This is a genomic window from Flavobacterium sp. (assembly GCF_028712645.1).
GTDB lineage: Bacteria > Bacteroidota > Bacteroidia > Flavobacteriales > Flavobacteriaceae > Flavobacterium.
The window spans coordinates 23,048-44,849 of sequence record NZ_JAQTPQ010000002.1 but is presented as its reverse complement, the minus strand read 5'-3'; the positions used below and the strand labels follow the sequence as shown (position 1 = coordinate 44,849).

The following is a 21,802-nucleotide window of genomic DNA, read 5'->3' as shown; positions in this document are numbered from 1 at the left end:
TAAAGTAGATAGTCTAAAATTAGGAAACATTGTAATTATTTCAGCAAGCGTATTTCCAGATAAATAATTGACAGGTAAAATTACATTTATTGCGTCTAAAGCAGATCAAACATTAAATTTTCCGATAGAAATTGAAGTGGACAACAATCCCAATAATGACATCAAAGCAGGAATGTATGGAACAGCCACTTTTGGAGCCAATGCTGCAAAACAAGCAGAAGTTAAAACAATACCAAGAACGGCTTTCGTGGGTAGTGTGAGTAGCAACCAAGTATTTGTGGTAAACAACAATGTAGCTACTTTGAAAAAAATTGTTTCTGGAAGAATCTTGGGTGATAAAGTAGAAATTCTAGACGGCTTAAATGATGGCGATATAGTCGTTACAAGCGGACAAATCAATTTGAGCGAGAAGACCAAAATAAATATCGTTAAATAATTCCCTTAAAGACAACAAATGAAAATAGTCGATATATCCATAAAACGACCATCAATAGTTATAGTATTATTTACAATTTTACTATTGGGTGGTCTGTTCAGTTACAAACAACTGAGCTACGAATTAATTCCAAAATTTGAAGTAAATGTAGTTACAGTTTCAACCGTATATCCAGGAGCTTCGCCAGGAGAGGTTGAAAATACAGTAACCAAAAAAATCGAAGATGCTATTTCCACAATGGAAAACATCAAGAAAATTGAATCAAAATCCTACGAAAGTCTTTCGGTTGTAATGATTACCTTAACGACTGAAGCAGATGCCGATTACGCCTTGAATGATGCTCAACGAAAAATAAATGCGGTATTAAAAGATCTGCCTGAAGATGTCGATCCGCCATCCTTGAGCAAATTCTCGCTAAGCGACTTGCCAATTATGACAATTGGAGCTACTGGAAAAATGGATGAAGTTGCCTTCTATGATTTATTAGACAAAAAAATCCAGCCTATATTATCACGTGTTCCCGGTGTTGCACAAGTAAACCTTGTGGGTGGTCAAGAAAGAGAAATCAAGGTAAGTTTAGATTCAAAAAAACTACAAGGATACTTGCTTTCTGTTCCTCAGGTTCAACAAGCCATTTTAGGTTCTAATCTTGATTTTCCAACAGGAAATATTAAGACTAGAGAAAACAAAACTCAAATTCGTTTGTCTGGAAAATACAAATCGGTAGAAGAAATGCGCAATTTGGTTATTTCTTCCAATAATGGTGTTCAAATTCGTTTAGGTGACATTGCTGATGTTCAAGATGCACAAAAAGATGTAGAGAAAATTGCGAGAGTAAATCAAAAAAGCTCCATCATTCTTCAAGTTATCAAACAATCAGATGCTAATGCGGTTGCAGTAAGTGCAAAAGTAAAAATTGCCATTGCACAAGTAGAGAAAGATTATGCCAAATCGAACTTGAAATTAGCAGTAGCCAACGATAGTAGTGAATTTACCTTGACAGCTGCCGATTCGGTTATGCACGATTTATTTATCGCTATTATCTTGGTTGCCTTTGTAATGTTGTTCTTCCTACACAGTATTCGTAATGCGGTTATTGTAATGGTTTCGATTCCAGCTTCACTTATAGCTACTTTCATCGGAATTTATTTAATGGGTTACACACTAAACTTAATGAGTTTATTAGGACTTTCATTAGTAGTAGGAATCCTCGTAGATGATGCAATTGTAGTACTAGAAAATATTCACCGACATATGGAAATGGGTAAAAACAAAGTGCGCGCTGCTTATGATGGTGCCGCCGAAATTGGTTTTACCGTAATGGCAATTACTTTGGTTATCATCGTAGTATTCCTTCCAATCGCAATGAGTACTGGACTTGTTTCTAATATTATCACGCAATTCTGTGTAACGGTGATTATCGCTACCTTGTTCTCTCTATTGGCTTCATTCACCATTGTTCCTTGGTTATTCTCTCGTTATGGGAAATTAGAACACATCACCAAAAAGACCTTTTTCGGTAGAGTTATTTTAGGCTTCGAATCTTATTTAGACATCTTCACTCACAGAATAACCGATATTTTAAAATGGTCTTTAGAACATAAAAAAAGTACTTTAGCCATAGTGCTTGTACTTTTCTTAGCCTCAACAATGGGATTAGTTGGTGGTGGCTTTATAGGTGGAGAGTTCTTTGCTAAAACAGATAAAGGAGAATTCTTGGTACAAATCGAAATGCCCAAAGATGCTTCGATAGAGCAAACTAATTTTATGACTCAAAAAGCTGAAGAATACTTACGAAGCGATAAAAATGTTGTCGATTTGATTACCACCGTTGGGCAAACCAGCGAAGGATTAGGTGCAACACAATCCACAGCATACAAATCGGAAATAGATGTTTTGTTGGTCGATAAATCGAAACGAGAGGACAACTCTTTTATTTTTGCTGCAAAAATGAAACGCCAATTAGAAAAAGTTTTGGTTGGGGCCAAAGTAAAAACCGTTCCAATGGGATTATTGGGTGCTGACCAAGCCCCAATTAAATTAACCGTTACAGGACCCAATTTTGAAGATGTAATGTCTTTTGCAACCAAAGCGGCAGCTGATTTGAAAAAAACACCAGGATCATCAGAAGTTAAACTAACTTCCGAAGCAGGAAATCCAGAGATTAAAGTCGTGGTCAACCGTGATAAAATGGCCGCTTTAGGATTGACACTACAAACCGTAGGGGTAACAATGCAAACTGCTTTCAGCGGAAATACTGATGGTAAATTCCGTGCAGGAGAATACGAATACGACATTAACATCCGTTTCAACGAATACGATCGATCGAATGCTAAAGATGTAAACGATTTAATTTTCATAAACAATGTTGGTCAACAAATTAAATTATCACAATTTGCCGATGTTATCGAAAGTTCTGGTCCAAGTATGTTAGAGCGAAGAGACAAAAGTACCGCTGTATCGATAGAAGCACAAACTGTAGGTCGTCCGTCAGGAACTGTGGCAAGCGATTGGGAAGCTGTTTTCTCAAAAATAGATAGACCGGCTGGTGTAAATTATGTTTGGGGTGGTGATATGGAAAACCAAACTGAAGGTTTTGGTACTTTAGGAATTGCATTATTGGCAGCAATTATCTTGGTTTATCTTGTAATGGTAGCTTTGTATGATGACTTTGTGACGCCGTTTATAGTATTGTTTTCTATTCCATTATCATTCATTGGAGCCTTGTTAGCCTTGGCTTTGACAAACAACTCATTAAATATTTTTACCATCTTGGGTATTATTATGTTAATTGGTTTAGTGTGTAAGAATGCTATTTTGCTGGTTGACTTTGCCAACCACAGGAAAGAAGCAGGAGAAAGCACATACGATGCGCTAGTTCAAGCAAACCACGCTCGTCTTCGCCCTATTTTGATGACGACAATTGCGATGGTTATTGGTATGATTCCTATCGCTTTAGCCAAAGGAGCTGCAGCCGAAATGAACAATGGATTAGCTTGGGTAGTTATCGGAGGTCTGATGTCTTCTCTTTTTCTTACCTTGATTGTAGTGCCTGTGGTGTATGCTATTTTTGACAGCATCAGAGTACGTTTAGGCAAAGACAAAAAAATAGATTATGCCAAATTGATGACCTCCGAATACAAACACCAAAAATTAGTGGACGGTTTTAACCCAAAACACAAACATTAAAAAAAATTAGAATTACACTCTAAAAAAGAGACTATTCTAAAAATTGCAAACAAACCACCTGAAATTTGATTTTGGGTGGTTTTTTGTTTTTGTAGGAAGGGAATGGTTATATTTGAGGGAAAGAATGGCGACTTTAAAATCTATGAGTATACTCACGTTTATGAAAATGAATCGTAAAATAATATTATTGATTATGTGCTTATTAATCCTAAGTTCATTTACCATTATTGATAAAGCATCTTCCGAATATATCAAACTTCAAAAATTAGAGCAACTCGCTTTGAAAGAAAATATTATTGGAAAAGCATACTTATATGATTTAACAGGTAAAAAAGGTTGTAATAAAACTAGAATTAAATACTTAGGAGTCGTTCGCACCAATCAAAGAAAACTATATAAGGTTTTGACTTCTTTTTTTGTTTTCAGCACTAGTAATGATATGTGTCACGGTACTAGTAAAATTAAAATCTACGATATGAAAAATAGATATGTTGGAGAATATTATGTTGGTATGCCAGAAAGTTTACCCGATACTTTACAAGAAAATAAATTACTTTATTTAGAAAATTCAGAAGACTGCAATCTTAGAAAAACAAGATTTATTAATCTTGCTAACGGCTTACCTAAAACTTTTTTCATTCCTTGCACGAAAGACGGTGGCGATGAATATAGTTTCAGTAATGGAAATTAAGATCAAAACCTCTCAAATTCAAATAAATCTCTTCATAAACGCTAGCTCAGAAATCCTTTCCGTACCCACAATCGAGAGCAAACAACAAAAAAACATAATCATTTTGGAATCAAATCCAAAAAAACCATAATAATTTTGGAATCAAATCCAAAAAAACCATAATAATTTTGGATTTTGCCAAAATTAAATTACTTTTGTGTTCTCATAAATACAACTTTGTATGATACGAAGAGAACAAACTGCCTACGCTAAAGCACGGTTATTCAAAGGAAAAGCACTGCTGGTTTTTGGCCCAAGACAAGTGGGGAAAACTACTTTTGTCCAGAATTTAATCGCCGACCTAAACAAAAAAACACTTTTCCTGAACGGAGACGAATCGGATGTGCTGGTTTTATTTGAAAATCCAAACGTTAGTAAACTAAAAAACATCATTGGCGATAACGAAATTCTCGTCATTGACGAAGCGCAACGCATTGCAAACATTGGGATTGTTCTCAAAATCATTGTGGATCAGATTAAATCTGTGCAAGTTATTGCAACTGGCTCTTCAAGTTTTGAACTGGCTAACAAATTGAACGAACCATTGACAGGAAGAAAATATGAAATGTATTTATTCCCAATTGCATTTGGCGAAATGGTGGCTCACAATGGTTTATTGGAAGAAAAAAGAGCTTTAGAACAACGCCTTATCTTTGGCAATTATCCAGAAATAATTACCAATCAAATAGATGCCAAAGAACACATAAAATTGATTGCCAACAGTTATTTGTATAAAGATTTGTTTCTGCTGGAGCAAATTTCAAAGCCAGTTTTGCTTCAAAAAATTGTCAAAGCATTGGCACTTCAAGTGGGCAGCGAGGTCAATTATAGTGAATTGAGCAAACTCATTCAAATAGACAACAAAACCGTTGAAAAATATATCGATCTTCTCGAAAAAGCATTTGTGATTTTTAAGCTTCCGGCTTTATCGAGCAATGTGCGAAATGAGATTAAAAAAGGCAAAAAAATCTATTTTTATGACAATGGAATTATCAATGCGGTTACGGGAAATTTCAATCCTTTGGCTCAAAGAACTGATATTGGCAGTTTATGGGAAAACTATATCATAAGTGAACGCATCAAACACTTGAATATAAAGCAACATAAAGCAGAATCCTTTTTTTGGAGAACAACACAACAACAGGAAATAGATTATATTGAAAAAAACGCAGACCAAATTTTGGCTTGTGAAATTAAATGGAATGTAAAAGCCAAATGTAAAATTCCAGCAACATTTTCGACAAACTATGACAATGTAACCTCAAAAATAGTTACGCCAGATACTTATGAAGATTTCTTGTTGTAATAAAATCAAAATCGGCTGTTGCAAAAATTTACGACAGCCGATTTTTTTATAGACGCAACAGTATTGATTTAACACACAGAAAGAGCCATTTATTTTCTAAATCAGTTCTCTAATTTCTGTAAATTGGAGCGTCTTTGTATGTAGTAAATTTATAAAATTTATTTTTACAAAAAAAATATTTGACAAAGAAATTCACTATTTCAATCAAAAAATAAAGCAATAATAACCTTTGCCCCTATTTGTCTTACAACTAATTCACAAGTGAATCTAATACTTTTTGCAGCTCAGGATCCGAGGGTCTTGCTGCATCAGATTTCAAAACTTTTCCGCTAGGATCAATCAAAATAAATCTAGGAATGCTTGTTACTCCATAGCTTTTCATAAAGTCGGAATTCCAATCTTTGTCGGCAAATAATTGTATGCCTCCTAATTGTTTTTCGCTAACAAACGTTTTCCATTTATCGTGGTCTTTTGCAACGTCAACAGAAATGCTCACAAACTCTATGTTTTTACCTTGGTATTTTTCTTCAACTTTTTTCAATGCAGGAATTTCAGCACGACAAGGACCACACCAAGTTGCCCAAACATCAATATAAACATATTTCCCTTTTAAATCTTCGAGTTTTGTACTGCCTCCTTTCTGATTTTCATAATCAAATAATGGCGACATCGTGTTATTCATTTTGCTTTTAGCTAAATTTGCTTGATAATTTTGTTTGTAATATTTCACGATATTATTGTAATTATCATCAATATTTTTCTTTTGAAGATTTACAAAAACAGGATCTAATTTTTTGTTCTCTAAACGTTTCAAATCATCGGCTTTTTTCTTATTTAATCCTTCAAGAAAATCCGCTTCAGTTGAGGCAAGCAAAGTTTCCATATTAGTTTGCTCTTCAATTAAAGAATTTTGGGCTAAGAAATTATTTTCGACAGCTCCTTTTCCTGTATAAACAATAGATTCATCAAACATTTTAGCATCCATTTTTAATTTTAAATCGAAGCCGTTTTTTAGATAAACAATGGTAAATTCATTGCCGTCAGAAAAAACATATCTGCCCGTTGCAACATTCATTGTGTCTTTAAAAATGCCCTCTTTATTAACTTGTATTTTTTTTATTTCCTTGTTTTTGCTATCAAAAAAAGTAATAAAATCACCTGATCTATTTGCAATTTCAGCCTGAAATGTCATTTGTTTTTTTTCTTGAGCGTTAGTACTCAAGCTAATAATTAAAGCAATTGCAATTAAGAATAATTTTTTCATAAGAATTAAGTTTAAAATTTTGTTGTCCAAATCTACTTCAATTTTTTAAAGGTTAATTAAGATTAACAATAATTTAAACGAAGTTTTACCGATTTAGAGATTAAGTTGTTTTTTGTTTTTACTTTTGCATTCTAAAATTTAGATTATGTATAGAAGTCATAACTGTGGCGAATTAAACGCCTCACACATCAATACCGAAGTTACACTTGCCGGTTGGGTTCAAAAATCAAGAGACAAAGGATTTATGAATTGGGTCGATTTGCGTGACCGTTACGGAGTTACTCAATTAATTTTCGACGAAAGTCGTTCCAATAAAAACGTTTTTGAACTAGCAAAAACCTTGGGACGTGAATTTGTAATTCAAGCCAAAGGAACTGTTATTGAGCGTGAAGCCAAAAACGCCAATATGTCAACTGGCGACATCGAAATTCTAGTTACAGAACTTAAAATACTAAATTCCTCAATAACACCTCCTTTCACTATCGAAGACGAAACCGATGGTGGAGAAGATATCAGAATGAAATATCGTTATCTAGACATTCGTAGAAATCCAGTAAAAAACAACCTTCTTTTTCGCCATAAAGTAGCAATGGAAGTGCGTAAATATTTATCTGATTTAGATTTTTGCGAAGTAGAAACTCCTTATTTAATCAAGTCAACTCCAGAAGGTGCGAGAGATTTTGTTGTTCCTTCTCGAATGAATGAAGGACAATTTTATGCTTTACCACAATCGCCACAAACATTCAAACAATTGTTGATGGTGGGCGGAATGGATAAGTATTTTCAAATCGTGAAATGTTTTCGCGACGAAGATTTACGTGCCGATCGTCAACCAGAATTCACACAAATCGATTGCGAAATGGCTTTTGTTGAGCAAGAAGATATTTTGAATGTTTTCGAAGGATTGACACGTCATTTATTGAAAGAAATAAAAGGAATTGAAGTAGAAAAATTCCCAAGAATTACCTACGATTATGCGATGAAAACCTACGGGAATGACAAACCAGACATTCGTTTCGGAATGGAATTTGGCGAATTAAACGAAGTAGCACAAAATAAAGATTTTTCAGTTTTCAACTCGGCGGAATTAGTCGTAGGAATTGCTGCTCCAGGAGCAAGCGAATATACACGTAAAGAAATTGACGGTTTGATTGATTGGATCAAACGTCCACAAATTGGCGCCAGCGGAATGGTTTATGTAAAATGCAACGAAGATGGCACTTTCAAATCATCGGTAGACAAGTTTTATGACCAAGAAGATTTAAAAAATTGGGCAAAAGCCACTGAGGCGAAACCTGGCAATATGATTTTTGTACTTTCAGGTCCAGCCGACAAAACTCGCACGCAACTTTCTGCTTTAAGAATGGAATTAGCCAATCGTTTGGGGTTAAGAAAATCTACAGAATTCGCTCCGCTTTGGGTTGTTGATTTTCCATTATTGGAATTTGAAGAAGAAACCGGACGTTATCACGCGATGCATCACCCATTTACTTCGCCAAAACCAGAAGATATGCACTTATTAGAAACCAATCCGGGAAAAGTTCGTGCTAATGCTTATGATATGGTTTTGAATGGCAACGAAATTGGTGGTGGTTCTATCCGTATTCACGATAAAACTACACAGCAATTGATGTTTAAATATTTAGGATTTACGCCAGAGCAAGCTGAAGATCAATTTGGATTCTTGATGAACGCATTTCAATATGGAGCACCACCGCACGGAGGTTTAGCCTTTGGATTGGATAGATTAGTATCCATTTTAGGAGGCCAAGAAACCATTCGTGATTTTATTGCCTTTCCAAAAAATAACTCAGGAAGAGACGTTATGATTGATGCTCCATCAATAATTGATGAATTGCAATTGAATGAATTACATATTAAATTGGACTTATAGCCTTTTGTTAATGAATATGCATTGTAAATAGTTGAATTTCATATATTTTAATAAATTTTAATATAAAATATCTTTCGTATTATATTATATATTACATTTGCTGCATTATAAATTATTATTACAATTACAATGCGTACAGGTACAGTTAAATTTTTCAATGAATCAAAAGGTTACGGATTCATTACAGACGAAGAAACAGGAAAAGACATTTTTGTTCATGCTTCAGGAATCAACGCGGAAGAACTTCGTGAAGGTGATAGAGTTAGCTATGAAGAAGAAGAAGGAAGAAAAGGAAAAGTTGCTGCGAAAGTAGCAGTTATCTAAGTAAAATTTTTGCTTACGAATGTTTAAGGCGTTTCGATTTATTTCGGAACGCTTTTTTGCGTTTAAATAAAAAAACACAAAGCAAATCTGCTTCAAAAAATTCAATTCATAATTAAGAAATAATTCTGCTTTTTCTACAAACTAAATTTTGCATTAAACTTGTGTTTTAAATCCTTGAAACCTATCTTTGTGCCTTATTTAGAGTAAAACAAAATTATCATTATGCAATCAAGTCAATTAGATTTTTTTCCAATATTAATGCAATTGCTTTTAGTTGTTGCTTTTGTGGCAGGAATTATAATAATATCAGGAAAATTAGGTCCTAAAAGATCCTCAAAAATAAAAGATCAAAACTTCGAATGTGGAATTGAATCTGTAGGAAATGCCCGAATTCCTTTCTCGGTAAAATATTTTTTAGTTGCTATTCTTTTCGTCTTATTTGACGTAGAGGTAATTTTTCTTTATCCTTGGGCAATCAATTTTAAGGAATTAGGAATAGAAGGAATGGTAAAAATGGTAATTTTTATGCTTTTATTGTTGGTGGGATTTTTCTACATCATCAAAAAGAAAGCATTGGAATGGGAATAAAGAAATTTTAGATTTTAGATTTTAGATTTTAGATTTAGAACATAAATTTAGAATTTTAGATTTAGAACATAAATTTCTCAAATTAAGATATTGATTTTTTTTTAAAAATTGACTTCACTTTTTAAGATTCACAAGAATCTGAAATCTGAAATCTGAAATCTGAAATTAAAATGAGTGATTCAAATATAACAATGGTTGCCCCTCCAGAAGGCGTTGTTGGCGAAGGTTTCTTTGCTACAAAACTGAATGATGTTGTGGGATTAGCTCGTGCCAATTCGCTTTGGCCATTGCCTTTTGCAACTTCTTGTTGCGGAATTGAATTTATGGCAACTATGGCTTCGCATTATGATTTGGCCAGATTTGGCTCTGAACGTGTGAGTTTTTCTCCTCGTCAAGCAGATATGTTATTAGTAATGGGAACTATTTCAAAAAAAATGGGACCAATTTTACGCCAAGTATACGAACAAATGGCTGAACCACGTTGGGTAATCGCTGTTGGTGCTTGTGCTTCATCAGGTGGGGTTTTCGACACTTATTCTGTTTTACAAGGAATAGATAAAGTAATTCCAGTTGACGTTTACGTCCCTGGCTGTCCTCCAAGACCCGAACAAATTGTTGATGGCGTAATGCAATTGCAAGAATTAGTGAAAAACGAATCAGTAAGAAGAAGAAGTTCTCCAGAATATCAGGAATTATTGGCATCTTATAATATCAAATAAGAAAATGACTTTAGAAACAACACAAATTCAAGATAAATTAGTAGAAACCTTTGGTGAAAGTGTTTTTAATTTCAATCAAGAAAAAGACATATTCTCGTTAGAAGTTACTGCCGACAAAATAACTGCAGTAATTCTTTTCTTAAAAAATGACCCTACACTTCGTTTTCATTTCTTGACTGATTTATGTGGCATTCATTACCCTGACAACATAGTCGAAAGACAATTTGCTGTAGTTTACCATATGCATAATTGGTATGAAAATAAACGCATAAAAGTTAAGACATTCCTTAATCGTGAAAAACCAGAATTAAAATCAGTTTCCAATATCTTTCCTTGTTCTAATTGGATGGAAAGAGAAACTTATGATTTTTACGGAATTAATTTCATTGGTCATCCACAGTTAAAACGAATTTTGAATATGGATGAAATGGTTTCTTTTCCAATGCGAAAAGAATTTCCGTTAGAAGACGGAGGAAGAACAGATAAAGATGACCGTTTCTTTGGAAGAACGCCTCAAAAAGATAATAAATAGTTATAGAAACAATGAAATTAATAGAGGACAACCAACAAAAATTAAATGCTCTTTGCGTGCAACATCACGTAAAGCAATTGCATTTGTTTGGTTCAATTCTAACAGAAAAATTCAACAAGAATAGTGATATAGATATGTTGATACAATTTTCTAACATTGATTTAAAAGATTATTTTGATAATTATATGGACTTTAAAGAAAGTGTAGAAAGCCTTTTTAATAGACCAGTAGATTTAGTAGAAAATCAAGCGATTAAAAATCCCATTTTTAGAAAAATTGTTGACAGAGAAAAACAATTAATATATGGATGAGAAAATTTTAAAATTTTTATATGATATAAAATTAGCAATTGATGAAATTGACTCATTTTTATTGAATGAAGAAAAGACTTTCTCTAATTATTCGAAGAATATTTTACTAAAAAGAGGAATTGAAAGAAATTTAGAAATTATTGGCGAAGCAGTAAATAGAATTTTAAAGGAAAATCCTGAATTTTCTATAGTGAATGCCCGAAGAATTATAGGATTACGAAATCAAATTATTCACGCTTATGACAATATTTCTGACGAAAACATTTGGAGCATCGTCATTAATCATATTCCAAATTTAAAAAACGAAATAGAATCAAAAATAAATAATTCAACATTATAAATGTCAGAACTATTATTACCACCCGAGCATCGATATGCTAAAATAATTAAAGAGCGCCATAATGAAGACGGAAGCGAGCTTTCTATTCTGAATTTAGGCCCTACACATCCAGCTACACACGGTATTTTTCAAAACGTATTATTGATGGATGGAGAAAAAATTCTCGAAGCTGAACCAACTATTGGTTACATACACAGGGCTTTCGAGAAAATTGCCGAAAATCGTCCTTTTTACCAAATCACCCCTCTTACTGATCGAATGAATTATTGTTCATCACCTATAAACAATATGGGTTGGTGGATGACTGTAGAAAAATTGTTGAATATTGAAGTTCCAAAAAGAGCCCAATATTTGAGAGTTATTGTGATGGAATTGGCTAGAATTTCAGACCATCTGATTTGTAATTCTATTCTTGGTGTTGATACTGGAGCTTACACTGGTTTCTTATACGTTTTTCAATTTAGAGAGAAAATTTACGAAATCTACGAAGAAATTTGTGGTGCTCGTTTAACAACAAATATGGGAAGATTAGGCGGTTTCGAAAGAGATTGGTCTCCAGAAGCCTTCCGTAAATTAGATGTGTTTTTGAAAGATTTCCCAGTTGCTTGGAAAGAATTTGAAAACTTGTTCGAAAGAAACAGAATTTTTATTGACAGAACGGTAAATGTAGGTCCTATTTCAGCCGAAAAAGCAATGGCTTATGGATTTACAGGTCCAAATTTACGCGCTGCCGGTATTGATTATGACGTTCGCGTGGCTCATCCTTATTCTTCTTATGAAGATTTTGATTTTATAGTTCCTGTTGGAAAATCAGGCGATACTTACGATCGTTTTTGTGTTCGTAATGCTGAAGTTTGGGAAAGTTTGAGCATTATTCGTCAAGCATTAGACAAAATGCCAGAAGGAAATGAATTTCACGCTGATGTTCCTGAATATTATTTGCCTCCAAAAGAAGATGTGTATCACGATATGGAATCGTTGATTTACCATTTCAAAATTGTAATGGGAGAAATTCCTGTTCCAGTTGCCGAAGTATATCATTCAGTAGAAGGTGGAAACGGAGAAGTAGGTTTTTATTTGGTTACCGATGGAAGCAGAACCCCTTACAGACTGCACTTTCGCAGACCTTGTTTTATTTATTACCAAGCGTATGCCGAAATGATAAAAGGCGCAATGCTTTCGGATGCGATTGTCATTTTGTCAAGTTTAAATGTTATTGCCGGAGAATTAGACGCTTAAAGATTTCAGATTGTTGATTAACGATTTTAGATTTCAGATTTAAAAGAAAAATGGAAAGAACACAATACAAACAAGAAATAAACATAACTGAACCATTGATGAACCGCATCAATGAGTTAATCAGTCATTACCCAGAAGGCAAGAAAAAATCAGCTTTATTGCCAATTTTGCACGAAGTTCAAGATGCTCACGACAACTGGTTGAGTTTTGAATTAATGAACAAAGTGGCCGAAATACTTCAAATTAAACCTATCGAAGTTTATGAAGTTGTTTCATTCTACACGATGTTCAACCAAAAACCTATCGGGAAATATATGTTCGAATTTTGCAGAACTTCCCCTTGTTGTTTGAACGGTGCCGAAGATTTAATGGATTATACTTCTGAAAAACTGGGAATAAAAATGGGCGAAACCACAGCTGACGGAATGTTTACTATTGCTGGAGTAGAATGTTTAGGTGCTTGTGGTTATGCTCCGATGATGCAGTTAGGTGATTTTTATAAAGAAAAATTAACCAAAGAAAAAGTAGATCAGATTATTGCTGATTGTAGAGATAACAAAATTACGTTACACGATAAATAATATGTCACAAAAAATATTATTAGACAAAGTAAATATTCCGGGAATCAAAACCTATGAAGTGTATCGCCAAAACGGTGGTTATACTTCTGTGGAAAAAGCCTTAAAAACACTAACACCTGACGAAGTTGTCGAAGAAGTAAAAACTTCTGGATTGCGCGGTCGTGGTGGAGCGGGATTTCCAGCAGGAATGAAATGGAGTTTTATTGACAAAAAATCAGGAAAACCAAGACATTTAGTTTGTAATGCCGACGAATCAGAGCCAGGAACTTTCAAAGACCGATATTTGATGGAACACATTCCTCATTTATTGATTGAAGGAATGATTACTTCGAGTTTTGCTTTGGGTGCCAATCTATCTTACATCTATATTCGTGGCGAATATATGTGGGTTTACAAAATTTTAGAAAAAGCCATCAACGAAGCTAAAGCCGCAGGTTGGTTAGGAAAAAACATATTAGGAACCGGATACGACTTAGAAGTATATGTTCATTGTGGAGCCGGAGCCTACATTTGTGGAGAAGAAACCGCTTTAATCGAATCATTGGAAGGAAAAAGAGGTAATCCTCGTATCAAACCACCATTTCCAGCAGTTTCAGGACTTTGGGCAAACCCAACAGTTGTGAACAATGTCGAAACTATTTCAGCTGTGCCTTGGATTGTAAATAATTCAGGTGCTGATTATGCTAAAATAGGTTTGGGAAGATCTACAGGAACCAAATTAATTTCTGCATCAGGGCATATCAAAAATCCAGGAGTTTATGAAATTGAATTGGGATTGAGTGTTTACGAATTTATGAATTCTGATGAATATTTGGGAGGAATGAGTTCTGACAGACCTTTGAAAGCCTTCGTTCCCGGCGGATCATCAGTTCCTGTTTTACCAGCTAATTTAATTTACAAAACAGCCAATAACGAAGACCGCTTGATGACTTACGAAAGTTTGAGCGACGGTGGTTTTGCAACGGGTTCGATGTTGGGTTCAGGAGGATTTATCGTTTATAACGACACTTCTTGCATCGTTCGAAATACTTGGAATTTTTCTCGTTTTTATCACCACGAATCTTGCGGTCAATGTTCGCCTTGCCGTGAAGGAACTGGATGGATGGAAAAAGTATTGCACAGAATTGAAAACGGTCACGGTCGTGAAGAAGACATCGATTTGCTTTTGAGCATTCAAAGCAAAATTGAAGGAAACACGATATGTCCTTTGGGCGATGCGGCAGCTTGGCCAGTGGCAGCGGCGATTCGTCACTTTAGAGATGAATTTGAATACCATATTCGTTTCCCAGAAAAAATAAAAAATAGAGACCATTTTGTTGCGGAACCTTTTGAAAGTGTAAAGCATTTAGTTTCTAAATTAACAGTATAAAGACAAGAATTTACTACAATGAAAGTAACCATAGACGGTCAAGCGATTGAGGTAGAACCAGGAACAACCATCCTGCAAGCAGCCAGAATGATTGGAGGAGAAGTAGTTCCGCCAGCCATGTGCTACCATTCTAAACTAAAAGGAAGCGGCGGAAAATGTCGTTGTTGTTTGGTTGACATAACTAAAGGTAGCGAAGCCGACCCAAGACCAATGCCAAAATTGATGGCATCATGCGTAACAGGTTGCCAAGACGGAATGGAAATTGCCAGCAAATCTTCAACAAGAGTGCAAGAAGCAAGAAAATCAGTGACTGAATTTTTGTTGATTAATCACCCTTTGGATTGTCCAGTTTGTGACCAAGCGGGAGAATGTGATTTGCAGAATTTAAGTTACGAGCACGGAAAATCTGAAAGCCGCTATATTGAAGAAAAAAGAACATTTGAACCAGAAAATATTGGTCCAAATATTCAATTGCATATGAATCGTTGTATCCTTTGCTACCGTTGTGTGATGGTTGCCGACCAAATAACAGACAACCGAGTACACGGAGTTATGGACAGAGGTGATCATTCGAATATTTCGACTTGTGTTTCGCACGCGATTGACAATGAATTTTCAGGAAATATGATTGATGTGTGTCCTGTTGGAGCTTTGACTGACAAAACTTTCCGATTCAAATCGAGAGTTTGGTTCAACAAGCCTTATGATGCACACAGAGATTGTCCAACTTGCTCCGGAAAAACTACGGTTTGGATGTTTGGTGACGAAATACAAAGAGTTACAGGCAGAAAAGACGAATTCCACGAAATTGAAGAATTCATTTGCAACAGTTGTCGTTTTGATCACAAAGATGTAAACGACTGGGTAATTGAAGGACCAAGAGAATTTGAAAAAGATTCGGTTATCAACCAAAATAAACACTTTGGAAAATTAGAGTCTGTTGAAATTGATACTGAAAGAACTATTCTTTTGGGAAGAGATGAAGACCGAAAAAAAATAAGTATGTCTGAGATTGATTACAACGAAAAAATAGACGGTAACCCATTAAATTCAAACAAAAATGGATAGTACATTTGTTATAGAAAAAAGTGTTGTAATCCTTGTTGTGTTTGCCATAACAATGGTAATGGCAATGTATTCGACTTGGGCAGAAAGAAAAGTTGCTGCTTTTCTACAAGACAGAGTTGGACCAAACAGAGCAGGCCCTTTTGGATTATTTCAACCACTTGCGGATGGTTTAAAATTATTTGCCAAAGAAGAATTTTCTCCAAACACTCCTAATAAATTTTTATTCTTAGTCGGCCCTGGAATTGCAATGGGAACGGCTTTGATGACCAGTGCGGTAATTCCTTGGGGAGACAGATTTCACCTTTTCGGAAGAGATATTTTACTACAAGCTACGGATATCAATGTTGCTGTTTTGTACATTTTCGGAGTGGTTTCAGTGGGAGTTTATGGAATTATGATTGGAGGATGGGCATCGAATAATAAATTTTCATTACTTGGAGCAATTCGTGCCGCTTCTCAAATGGTTTCTTATGAAGTCGCTATGGGATTATCGGTTGTGGCTTTATTAATGATGACTGGGACTTTAAGTTTAAAAGAAATTTCGATTCAACAATCTGGAATGAATTGGAATGTTTTTTACCAACCCCTATCTTTTTTAATATTCTTGATTTGTGCTTTTGCAGAAACAAACAGAACGCCTTTTGATTTAGCGGAATGCGAAACGGAATTAATTGGAGGTTATCACACTGAATATTCATCAATGAAAATGGGTTTTTACTTATTTGCTGAATATGCTAATATGTTTATTTCATCAACAATTTTGGCAGTTTTATTCTTTGGAGGATACAATTATCCTGGAATGAGTTGGGTTGTTGAAAATTGGGGTGTAAACATCGCGAACGTATTAGGAATTACGGCTCTATTTATAAAATTATGTGGATTTATATTCTTTTATATGTGGGTTCGATGGACTATTCCAAGATTTAGATACGATCAATTGATGCATTTGGGTTGGAGAATTTTAATCCCTCTTTCGATTTTTAATATCATAATTACAGGAATTGTTCTTTTGAGAGTAGAAATAATGGCTTATTTAGGATTTTAATTAAAATACAAATGCCCTAGCCCTGATAGAAACGGTATCCTTTTGTTCTGGGGTTCAGAACAAAAGATACAAGTGGATAGCAGGATAAAGCTTCAAAAAAAATAAAAAATGTCAATACAAGAAATATCACTTTCCGGAAGAAAAAAGGTAGTCTCAAATAAAGAGATGACTTTTTTCGAACGACTGTATCTCATAGCCATTTTCAAAGGTCTATGGATTACTATAAAACACTTTTTTAGAAAAAAAGCAACCATTCAATTTCCAGAACAGGTTCGTACTATGAGTCCTGTTTATCGCGGTCGACATATGTTGAAACGTGACGAACAAGGTCGTGAAAACTGTACTGCTTGTGGTTTGTGTGCTTTATCTTGCCCTGCCGAAGCCATAACAATGAAAGCTGCAGAGCGTAAAGCCGACGAGAAACATTTGTACCGAGAAGAAAAATATGCGGAGATATATGAAATCAATATGTTGCGCTGCATCTTTTGTGGATTGTGTGAAGAAGCTTGCCCGAAAGATGCAATTTATCTAACAATTTCAAAAGAATTAGTTCCTGCAAGTTATAATAGAGAAGATTTTATTTTCGGGAAAGATAAACTAGTAATGCCATTAGATATCGCAATGAAAAATGCACAACTTAACAACGCCAACTAATGATACACATTCCTGATATCGCCAATGCAACACCCATACAAATTATATTTTTTGTGTTGTCTGTTATCACATTAGCGACAGCTTTTTTAACGATTTACAGCAAAAACCCAATGCACAGCGCTATTTATTTAGTAATCTGTTTTACCTCAATCACAGGACATTATTTGCTTTTGAATGCGCAATTTTTAGCGATAGTCAATTTCATTGTTTACACGGGAGCGATTATGATTCTGATTGTATTTACAATAATGTTGATGAATTTGAACAAGGAAAATGAAATGCATAAACCTAGAGTTACACGATTGGGAGCAATTGTTTTGTTTTGCTTAATGTCACTAATTTTAATCGCCATTTTTATAAATTCTAAACCAATTGTTGGAGAATATGTGATAACTGGCGAAGATTACCAATCTATAAAAATATTGGGTAAAGTGCTGCTGAATGAATATATGGTGCCTTTTGAATTTGCATCTATATTACTTTTAGTTGCAATGATTGGAGCGGTTTTATTGTCTAAAAAAGAAAATAACGAGAAATAAAATGGAAAATATTCTAAATCAAATTGGGATCGAAAACTATATATTCCTTAGCGTAATACTTTTTTGTATTGGCGTTTTTGGAGTTTTGTATAGACGAAATGCCATTATCGTATTTATGTCAATAGAAATAATGTTGAATGCTGTGAATCTTTTGTTTGTGGCTTTTTCAACCTATCATCAAGATGCCCAAGGACAAGTTTTTGTGTTTTTCTCGATGGCTGTAGCTGCCGCAGAAGTTGCCGTTGGATTGGCAATTCTAGTTTCCGTATTCAGAAATTTGGGAACGATAGACGTAGGGAATTTAAAAAATTTAAAAGGATAATTTTCAATGGATACAAGTTTAATTTTAGTCTTATTACTTTCTCCTTTCTTAGGATTTTTGTTCAATGTTTTCCTGGGTAAAAAAGCGGGTAAAAGCATTGTAGGAATTGTGGGAACACTTTCTGTCGTAGTTTCATTTGCGGTTACAATTTATTTTTTCTTGCAAATAAACCAAACAAAAGAAGCTATTCAAATCAATTTGTTTGAATGGATTTCGATACAAAGATTCAAAATCAATTTTGGTTTCTTATTAGACCAATTGTCATTAATTTGGTTGTTGTTCGTTACAGGAATCGGGGCGTTGATTCATTTGTACTCGATAAGTTATATGCACGACGATGAGAAGATGCATTCCTTTTTTGCTTATTTAAATCTGTTCATATTCTTTATGATTACCTTGGTAATTGGAAGTAATTTACTAGTGATGTTTATAGGTTGGGAAGGCGTTGGTCTTTGCTCCTATTTATTAATTGGTTTTTGGTACAAAAACCAAGCTTTTAATGATGCTGCTAAAAAAGCTTTCATTATGAATAGAATTGGTGATTTAGGATTTTTAATCGGAATATTCATTGTAGGTTCTTTATTCAATACATTAGATTTTACAAGTTTAAAAAGCATAATTACTACTGCAAGTGATGTAAATGATTTTTGGATTGCGCTTGCTGCTTTGGCTTTATTTATTGGAGCTTCCGGAAAATCGGCGCAAATTCCTTTGTATACTTGGTTGCCTGATGCAATGGCTGGACCAACTCCAGTTTCTGCATTGATTCACGCAGCTACGATGGTTACAGCTGGTATATTTATGATTACAAGATTAAATTTCTTGTTTGATATGGCTCCAAGTGTTCAAAATATTATAGCAATTATTGGTGCTGTAACTTCATTAGTTGCTGCAACAATAGCATTGACACAAACAGACATCAAAAAAGTTTTGGCTTATTCTACTGTTTCACAACTGGGATTAATGTTTTTGGCTTTAGGTTTGGGCGCTTATGGAGTTGCTGTTTTCCACGTAATTACACACGCTTTCTTCAAAGCTTGTTTGTTCTTAGGTTCAGGATCTGTAATTCACGGTTTGGGTGGCGAACAAGATATGCGAAAAATGGGTGGTTTGAAAAAAGCAATGCCTATCACTTTTTGGACAATGATGATTGCTTCGTTAGCGATTTCTGGAATTTTTCCGTTGGCAGGATTTTGGTCGAAAGACGAAATATTAATGACAGCTTTTCACCAAAACCCAACTTTATGGGTAATTGGTTCTGTAGCATCGATAATGACAGCGTTTTATATGTTTAGATTAATGTATTTAACATTTTTCAAAAGCTTTAGGGGAACTTCAGAACAAGAACACCATTTACACGAAAGTCCAAGTTTAATTACTTTGCCTTTAATTGTTCTTGCCATTTTATCTTTCGTAGGAGGTTTGATTAATTTTCCAGGAAACACTTGGTTGAATAATTATTTATCGCCCCTATTTTCGAAAGTTGTTCACGAAGAACATTCATTAGGAACTACCGAATATACCTTGATGGCAATTGCTACTGTTGGTGCGATTGCTGGAATACTATATGCTCGTATGAAATACATTAAAAACAGTGTAATTCCGAACGAAGATGCCGAAATCACTGGCTTAACCAAAGTTTTGTATAACAAATATTATGTTGACGAAATTTATGATGCTATTTTTGTAAAACCAGTTAATTTCTTGTCTAATTTCTTCAGAGATACTGTCGAGACAACTTTATCTGCAATGGTTTTTGGATTAGGAAAAGCAACCAACGAATTGGCTTTCCAAGGGAAAAAATTACAAAACGGAAGTATTGGTTTTTATCTTTTCGCCTTTGTTATAGGAGTTTGTGCCATATTAACCTATTTCTACTATCAAAATAATTTTTAAATAATGGATGTAACTACACTATTAATCATACTACTTGTTGGAGCGTTTGCTACATATTTTTCGGGCGATAAATGGGCTCCAAAAGTGGCTTTACTTTTTGGATTAACTGCATTTTTCGGATCAATTTGTTTATTAAGCCAATACAATTTAGGAAACGAAATTGACTTTATATTACCTTGGATTTCTAAACCAAAAATTTATTTCGCCTTACATGCAGACGGACTTTCACTAGCGATGCTTTTGCTTACAACTGCTTTGACACCAATTATCATCTATTCTTCTTTTGGTAATAATTATAAAAACTCAAAAGCTTTTTACGCATTAATCTTGTTTATGACTTTTGCAATGTCAGGAACTTTCTTGGCTTCTGATGGACTTTTATACTATATTTTTTGGGAGTTATCATTGATTCCTATTTACTTCATCGCTTTGGTTTGGGGTAATGGTGATGCAGAAGAACGCAAAAAAGCGGTGGTGAAATTCTTTATTTACACACTTGCTGGTTCCTTGTTTATGCTAGTTGCTTTTATTTATTTATACCAAAAAGCGGGAAGCTTATTAATTAACGATTTAGTAAAAGCAAACTTAAGTTCGAAAGAACAATTCTGGATTTTCTTGGCTTTCTTCTTGGCTTATGCCATCAAAATACCATTGATTCCATTTCATACTTGGCAAGCAAAAGTGTATCAAAAAGCACCAACCGTAGGTACAATGTTACTTTCGGGAATTATGTTAAAAATGGGATTGTACAGCGTTATTCGTTGGCAATTACCTATTGCACCCATTGCTGCAAAAGAATTGATGACACTTTCTATTGGTCTTGGACTTGTAGGTGTAATCTATGGTTCAATCTTGGCTTTAAGACAAAAAGATTTAAAAAAATTACTAGCTTATTCTTCCTTGGCACACGTCGGGTTAATAGCTGCAGGTTCCTATACTTTAACTCTTGACGGATTGCGTGGAGCGGTTTTACAAATGATAGCACACGGATTTGTTATTGTCGGTTTGTTTCTTGTTGCCGAAATCATTTTTAGAAGATACGAAACAAGAAAAATTTCCGAAATGGGAGGCATTCGTGCACAATCTCCAAAATTAACTTCAATGTTTATGATTTTGGTGTTAGCGTCGGTTGCTTTGCCATCAACATTCAACTTTGTTGGAGAATTTACCGTTTTATTTAGCCTTTCTCAAGTGAATATTTGGTTTGCACTCCTTGGTGGAACAACCATCATTTTAGGAGCTTACTATATGTTGAGAATGTTTCAACACGTAATGTTGGGTGAAACCAATGCTAAAGTTTTCAATGATGTGACTTTCAACGAAGGATTGTCTTTGGTTCTTATCATTGCCGTTTTATTCTTTTTTGGATTATATCCAAAACCAATTATGGACTTGATTACACCAAGTCTAGAAAATATTTTAACTCAAGTAAACAGATTTAACTAAGTCAAATAAA

Annotated in this window: 22 protein-coding genes; 21 read left to right on the top strand and 1 reads right to left on the bottom strand. The window is 34.5% G+C overall.

The window, feature by feature from the left end; all coding sequences use genetic code 11:
• Nucleotides 1-67 precede the first annotated feature (67 nt).
• The 4 genes from PHC28_RS00345 (at nucleotide 68) to PHC28_RS00330 (ending at nucleotide 5,661) form a co-directional block, all read left to right on the top strand.
• Nucleotides 68-436, top strand: coding sequence for a hypothetical protein (locus tag PHC28_RS00345; RefSeq protein WP_300095285.1), 369 nt, complete (start codon nucleotides 68-70; stop codon nucleotides 434-436).
• Nucleotides 437-454: 18 nt separating this feature from the next.
• A complete protein-coding gene (locus PHC28_RS00340) occupies nucleotides 455-3,625 on the top strand; it encodes an efflux RND transporter permease subunit (RefSeq protein WP_300095282.1) in 3,171 nt (1,056 codons plus the stop codon).
• A 193-nt stretch (nucleotides 3,626-3,818) separates the two neighbouring features.
• Nucleotides 3,819-4,316, top strand: coding sequence for a hypothetical protein (locus PHC28_RS00335; RefSeq protein WP_300095279.1), 498 nt, complete (start codon nucleotides 3,819-3,821; stop codon nucleotides 4,314-4,316).
• A 220-nt stretch (nucleotides 4,317-4,536) separates the two neighbouring features.
• On the top strand, nucleotides 4,537-5,661 hold the full coding sequence (locus PHC28_RS00330; RefSeq protein ID WP_300095275.1) for an ATP-binding protein: 1,125 nt from the start codon (nucleotides 4,537-4,539) through the stop codon (nucleotides 5,659-5,661).
• Between the two features lie 250 nt (nucleotides 5,662-5,911).
• On the opposite strand, the gene PHC28_RS00325 is transcribed toward PHC28_RS00330, so the two are convergent.
• Nucleotides 5,912-6,925, bottom strand: coding sequence for a TlpA disulfide reductase family protein (locus PHC28_RS00325; protein WP_300095272.1), 1,014 nt, complete (start codon nucleotides 6,923-6,925; stop codon nucleotides 5,912-5,914).
• A gap of 145 nt (nucleotides 6,926-7,070) precedes the next feature.
• Between PHC28_RS00325 and aspS the strand changes: the two genes are divergently transcribed.
• From aspS to PHC28_RS00240, 17 genes are all read left to right on the top strand, one after another.
• Complete coding sequence (aspS, locus tag PHC28_RS00320; protein ID WP_300095267.1) at nucleotides 7,071-8,819, top strand: aspartate--tRNA ligase; 1,749 nt, start codon at nucleotides 7,071-7,073, stop codon at nucleotides 8,817-8,819.
• A gap of 129 nt (nucleotides 8,820-8,948) precedes the next feature.
• Nucleotides 8,949-9,143, top strand: coding sequence for a cold-shock protein (locus PHC28_RS00315; RefSeq protein WP_007137066.1), 195 nt, complete (start codon nucleotides 8,949-8,951; stop codon nucleotides 9,141-9,143).
• 222 nt (nucleotides 9,144-9,365) lie between these two features.
• Nucleotides 9,366-9,731: an NADH-quinone oxidoreductase subunit A gene (locus tag PHC28_RS00310; protein ID WP_300095254.1), complete on the top strand. Its 366-nt coding sequence runs from the start codon at nucleotides 9,366-9,368 to the stop codon at nucleotides 9,729-9,731.
• 170 nt (nucleotides 9,732-9,901) lie between these two features.
• Complete coding sequence (locus PHC28_RS00305) at nucleotides 9,902-10,450, top strand: NADH-quinone oxidoreductase subunit B (protein WP_300095251.1); 549 nt, start codon at nucleotides 9,902-9,904, stop codon at nucleotides 10,448-10,450.
• Nucleotides 10,451-10,454: 4 nt separating this feature from the next.
• On the top strand, nucleotides 10,455-10,982 hold the full coding sequence (locus PHC28_RS00300; RefSeq protein WP_300095248.1) for an NADH-quinone oxidoreductase subunit C: 528 nt from the start codon (nucleotides 10,455-10,457) through the stop codon (nucleotides 10,980-10,982).
• 11 nt (nucleotides 10,983-10,993) lie between these two features.
• On the top strand, nucleotides 10,994-11,293 hold the full coding sequence (locus PHC28_RS00295; protein ID WP_300095245.1) for a nucleotidyltransferase domain-containing protein: 300 nt from the start codon (nucleotides 10,994-10,996) through the stop codon (nucleotides 11,291-11,293).
• A complete protein-coding gene (locus tag PHC28_RS00290) occupies nucleotides 11,286-11,633 on the top strand; it encodes a HepT-like ribonuclease domain-containing protein (protein WP_300095242.1) in 348 nt (115 codons plus the stop codon). The genes PHC28_RS00295 and PHC28_RS00290 overlap by 8 nt, the downstream gene beginning before the upstream one ends.
• Nucleotides 11,634-12,872, top strand: a complete 1,239-nt coding sequence (locus PHC28_RS00285; RefSeq protein ID WP_300095239.1) for an NADH-quinone oxidoreductase subunit D — start codon at nucleotides 11,634-11,636, stop codon at nucleotides 12,870-12,872.
• Between the two features lie 50 nt (nucleotides 12,873-12,922).
• Nucleotides 12,923-13,453, top strand: a complete 531-nt coding sequence (locus tag PHC28_RS00280) for an NAD(P)H-dependent oxidoreductase subunit E (RefSeq protein ID WP_300095236.1) — start codon at nucleotides 12,923-12,925, stop codon at nucleotides 13,451-13,453.
• 1 nt (nucleotide 13,454) lies between these two features.
• On the top strand, nucleotides 13,455-14,822 hold the full coding sequence (gene nuoF, locus PHC28_RS00275; protein ID WP_300095231.1) for an NADH-quinone oxidoreductase subunit NuoF: 1,368 nt from the start codon (nucleotides 13,455-13,457) through the stop codon (nucleotides 14,820-14,822).
• Nucleotides 14,823-14,840: 18 nt separating this feature from the next.
• The gene (locus tag PHC28_RS00270) at nucleotides 14,841-15,890 is read left to right on the top strand and encodes a 2Fe-2S iron-sulfur cluster-binding protein (RefSeq protein ID WP_300095227.1); all 1,050 of its coding nucleotides are present in this window, start codon (nucleotides 14,841-14,843) and stop codon (nucleotides 15,888-15,890) included.
• Nucleotides 15,883-16,935, top strand: a complete 1,053-nt coding sequence (nuoH, locus tag PHC28_RS00265) for an NADH-quinone oxidoreductase subunit NuoH (RefSeq protein WP_300095224.1) — start codon at nucleotides 15,883-15,885, stop codon at nucleotides 16,933-16,935. The genes PHC28_RS00270 and nuoH overlap by 8 nt, the downstream gene beginning before the upstream one ends.
• Nucleotides 16,936-17,043: 108 nt before the next feature.
• Entirely contained in the window at nucleotides 17,044-17,589 is a 546-nt protein-coding gene (locus tag PHC28_RS00260) for an NADH-quinone oxidoreductase subunit I (protein ID WP_300095220.1), read from the top strand.
• Nucleotides 17,589-18,128: an NADH-quinone oxidoreductase subunit J gene (locus tag PHC28_RS00255; RefSeq protein WP_300095217.1), complete on the top strand. Its 540-nt coding sequence runs from the start codon at nucleotides 17,589-17,591 to the stop codon at nucleotides 18,126-18,128. Before PHC28_RS00260 ends, PHC28_RS00255 begins: the two co-directional genes overlap by 1 nt.
• A gap of 1 nt (nucleotide 18,129) precedes the next feature.
• On the top strand, nucleotides 18,130-18,450 hold the full coding sequence (nuoK, locus tag PHC28_RS00250) for an NADH-quinone oxidoreductase subunit NuoK (RefSeq protein WP_300095214.1): 321 nt from the start codon (nucleotides 18,130-18,132) through the stop codon (nucleotides 18,448-18,450).
• Between the two features lie 6 nt (nucleotides 18,451-18,456).
• Nucleotides 18,457-20,346 carry an NADH-quinone oxidoreductase subunit L gene (nuoL, locus tag PHC28_RS00245; RefSeq protein ID WP_300095211.1) on the top strand — a complete coding sequence of 630 codons (1,890 nt, stop codon included), beginning with the start codon at nucleotides 18,457-18,459 and terminating at the stop codon, nucleotides 20,344-20,346.
• Nucleotides 20,347-20,349: 3 nt separating this feature from the next.
• Nucleotides 20,350-21,792, top strand: a complete 1,443-nt coding sequence (locus PHC28_RS00240) for a NuoM family protein (protein ID WP_300095208.1) — start codon at nucleotides 20,350-20,352, stop codon at nucleotides 21,790-21,792.
• The last annotated feature ends 10 nt before the right edge of the window (nucleotides 21,793-21,802 follow it).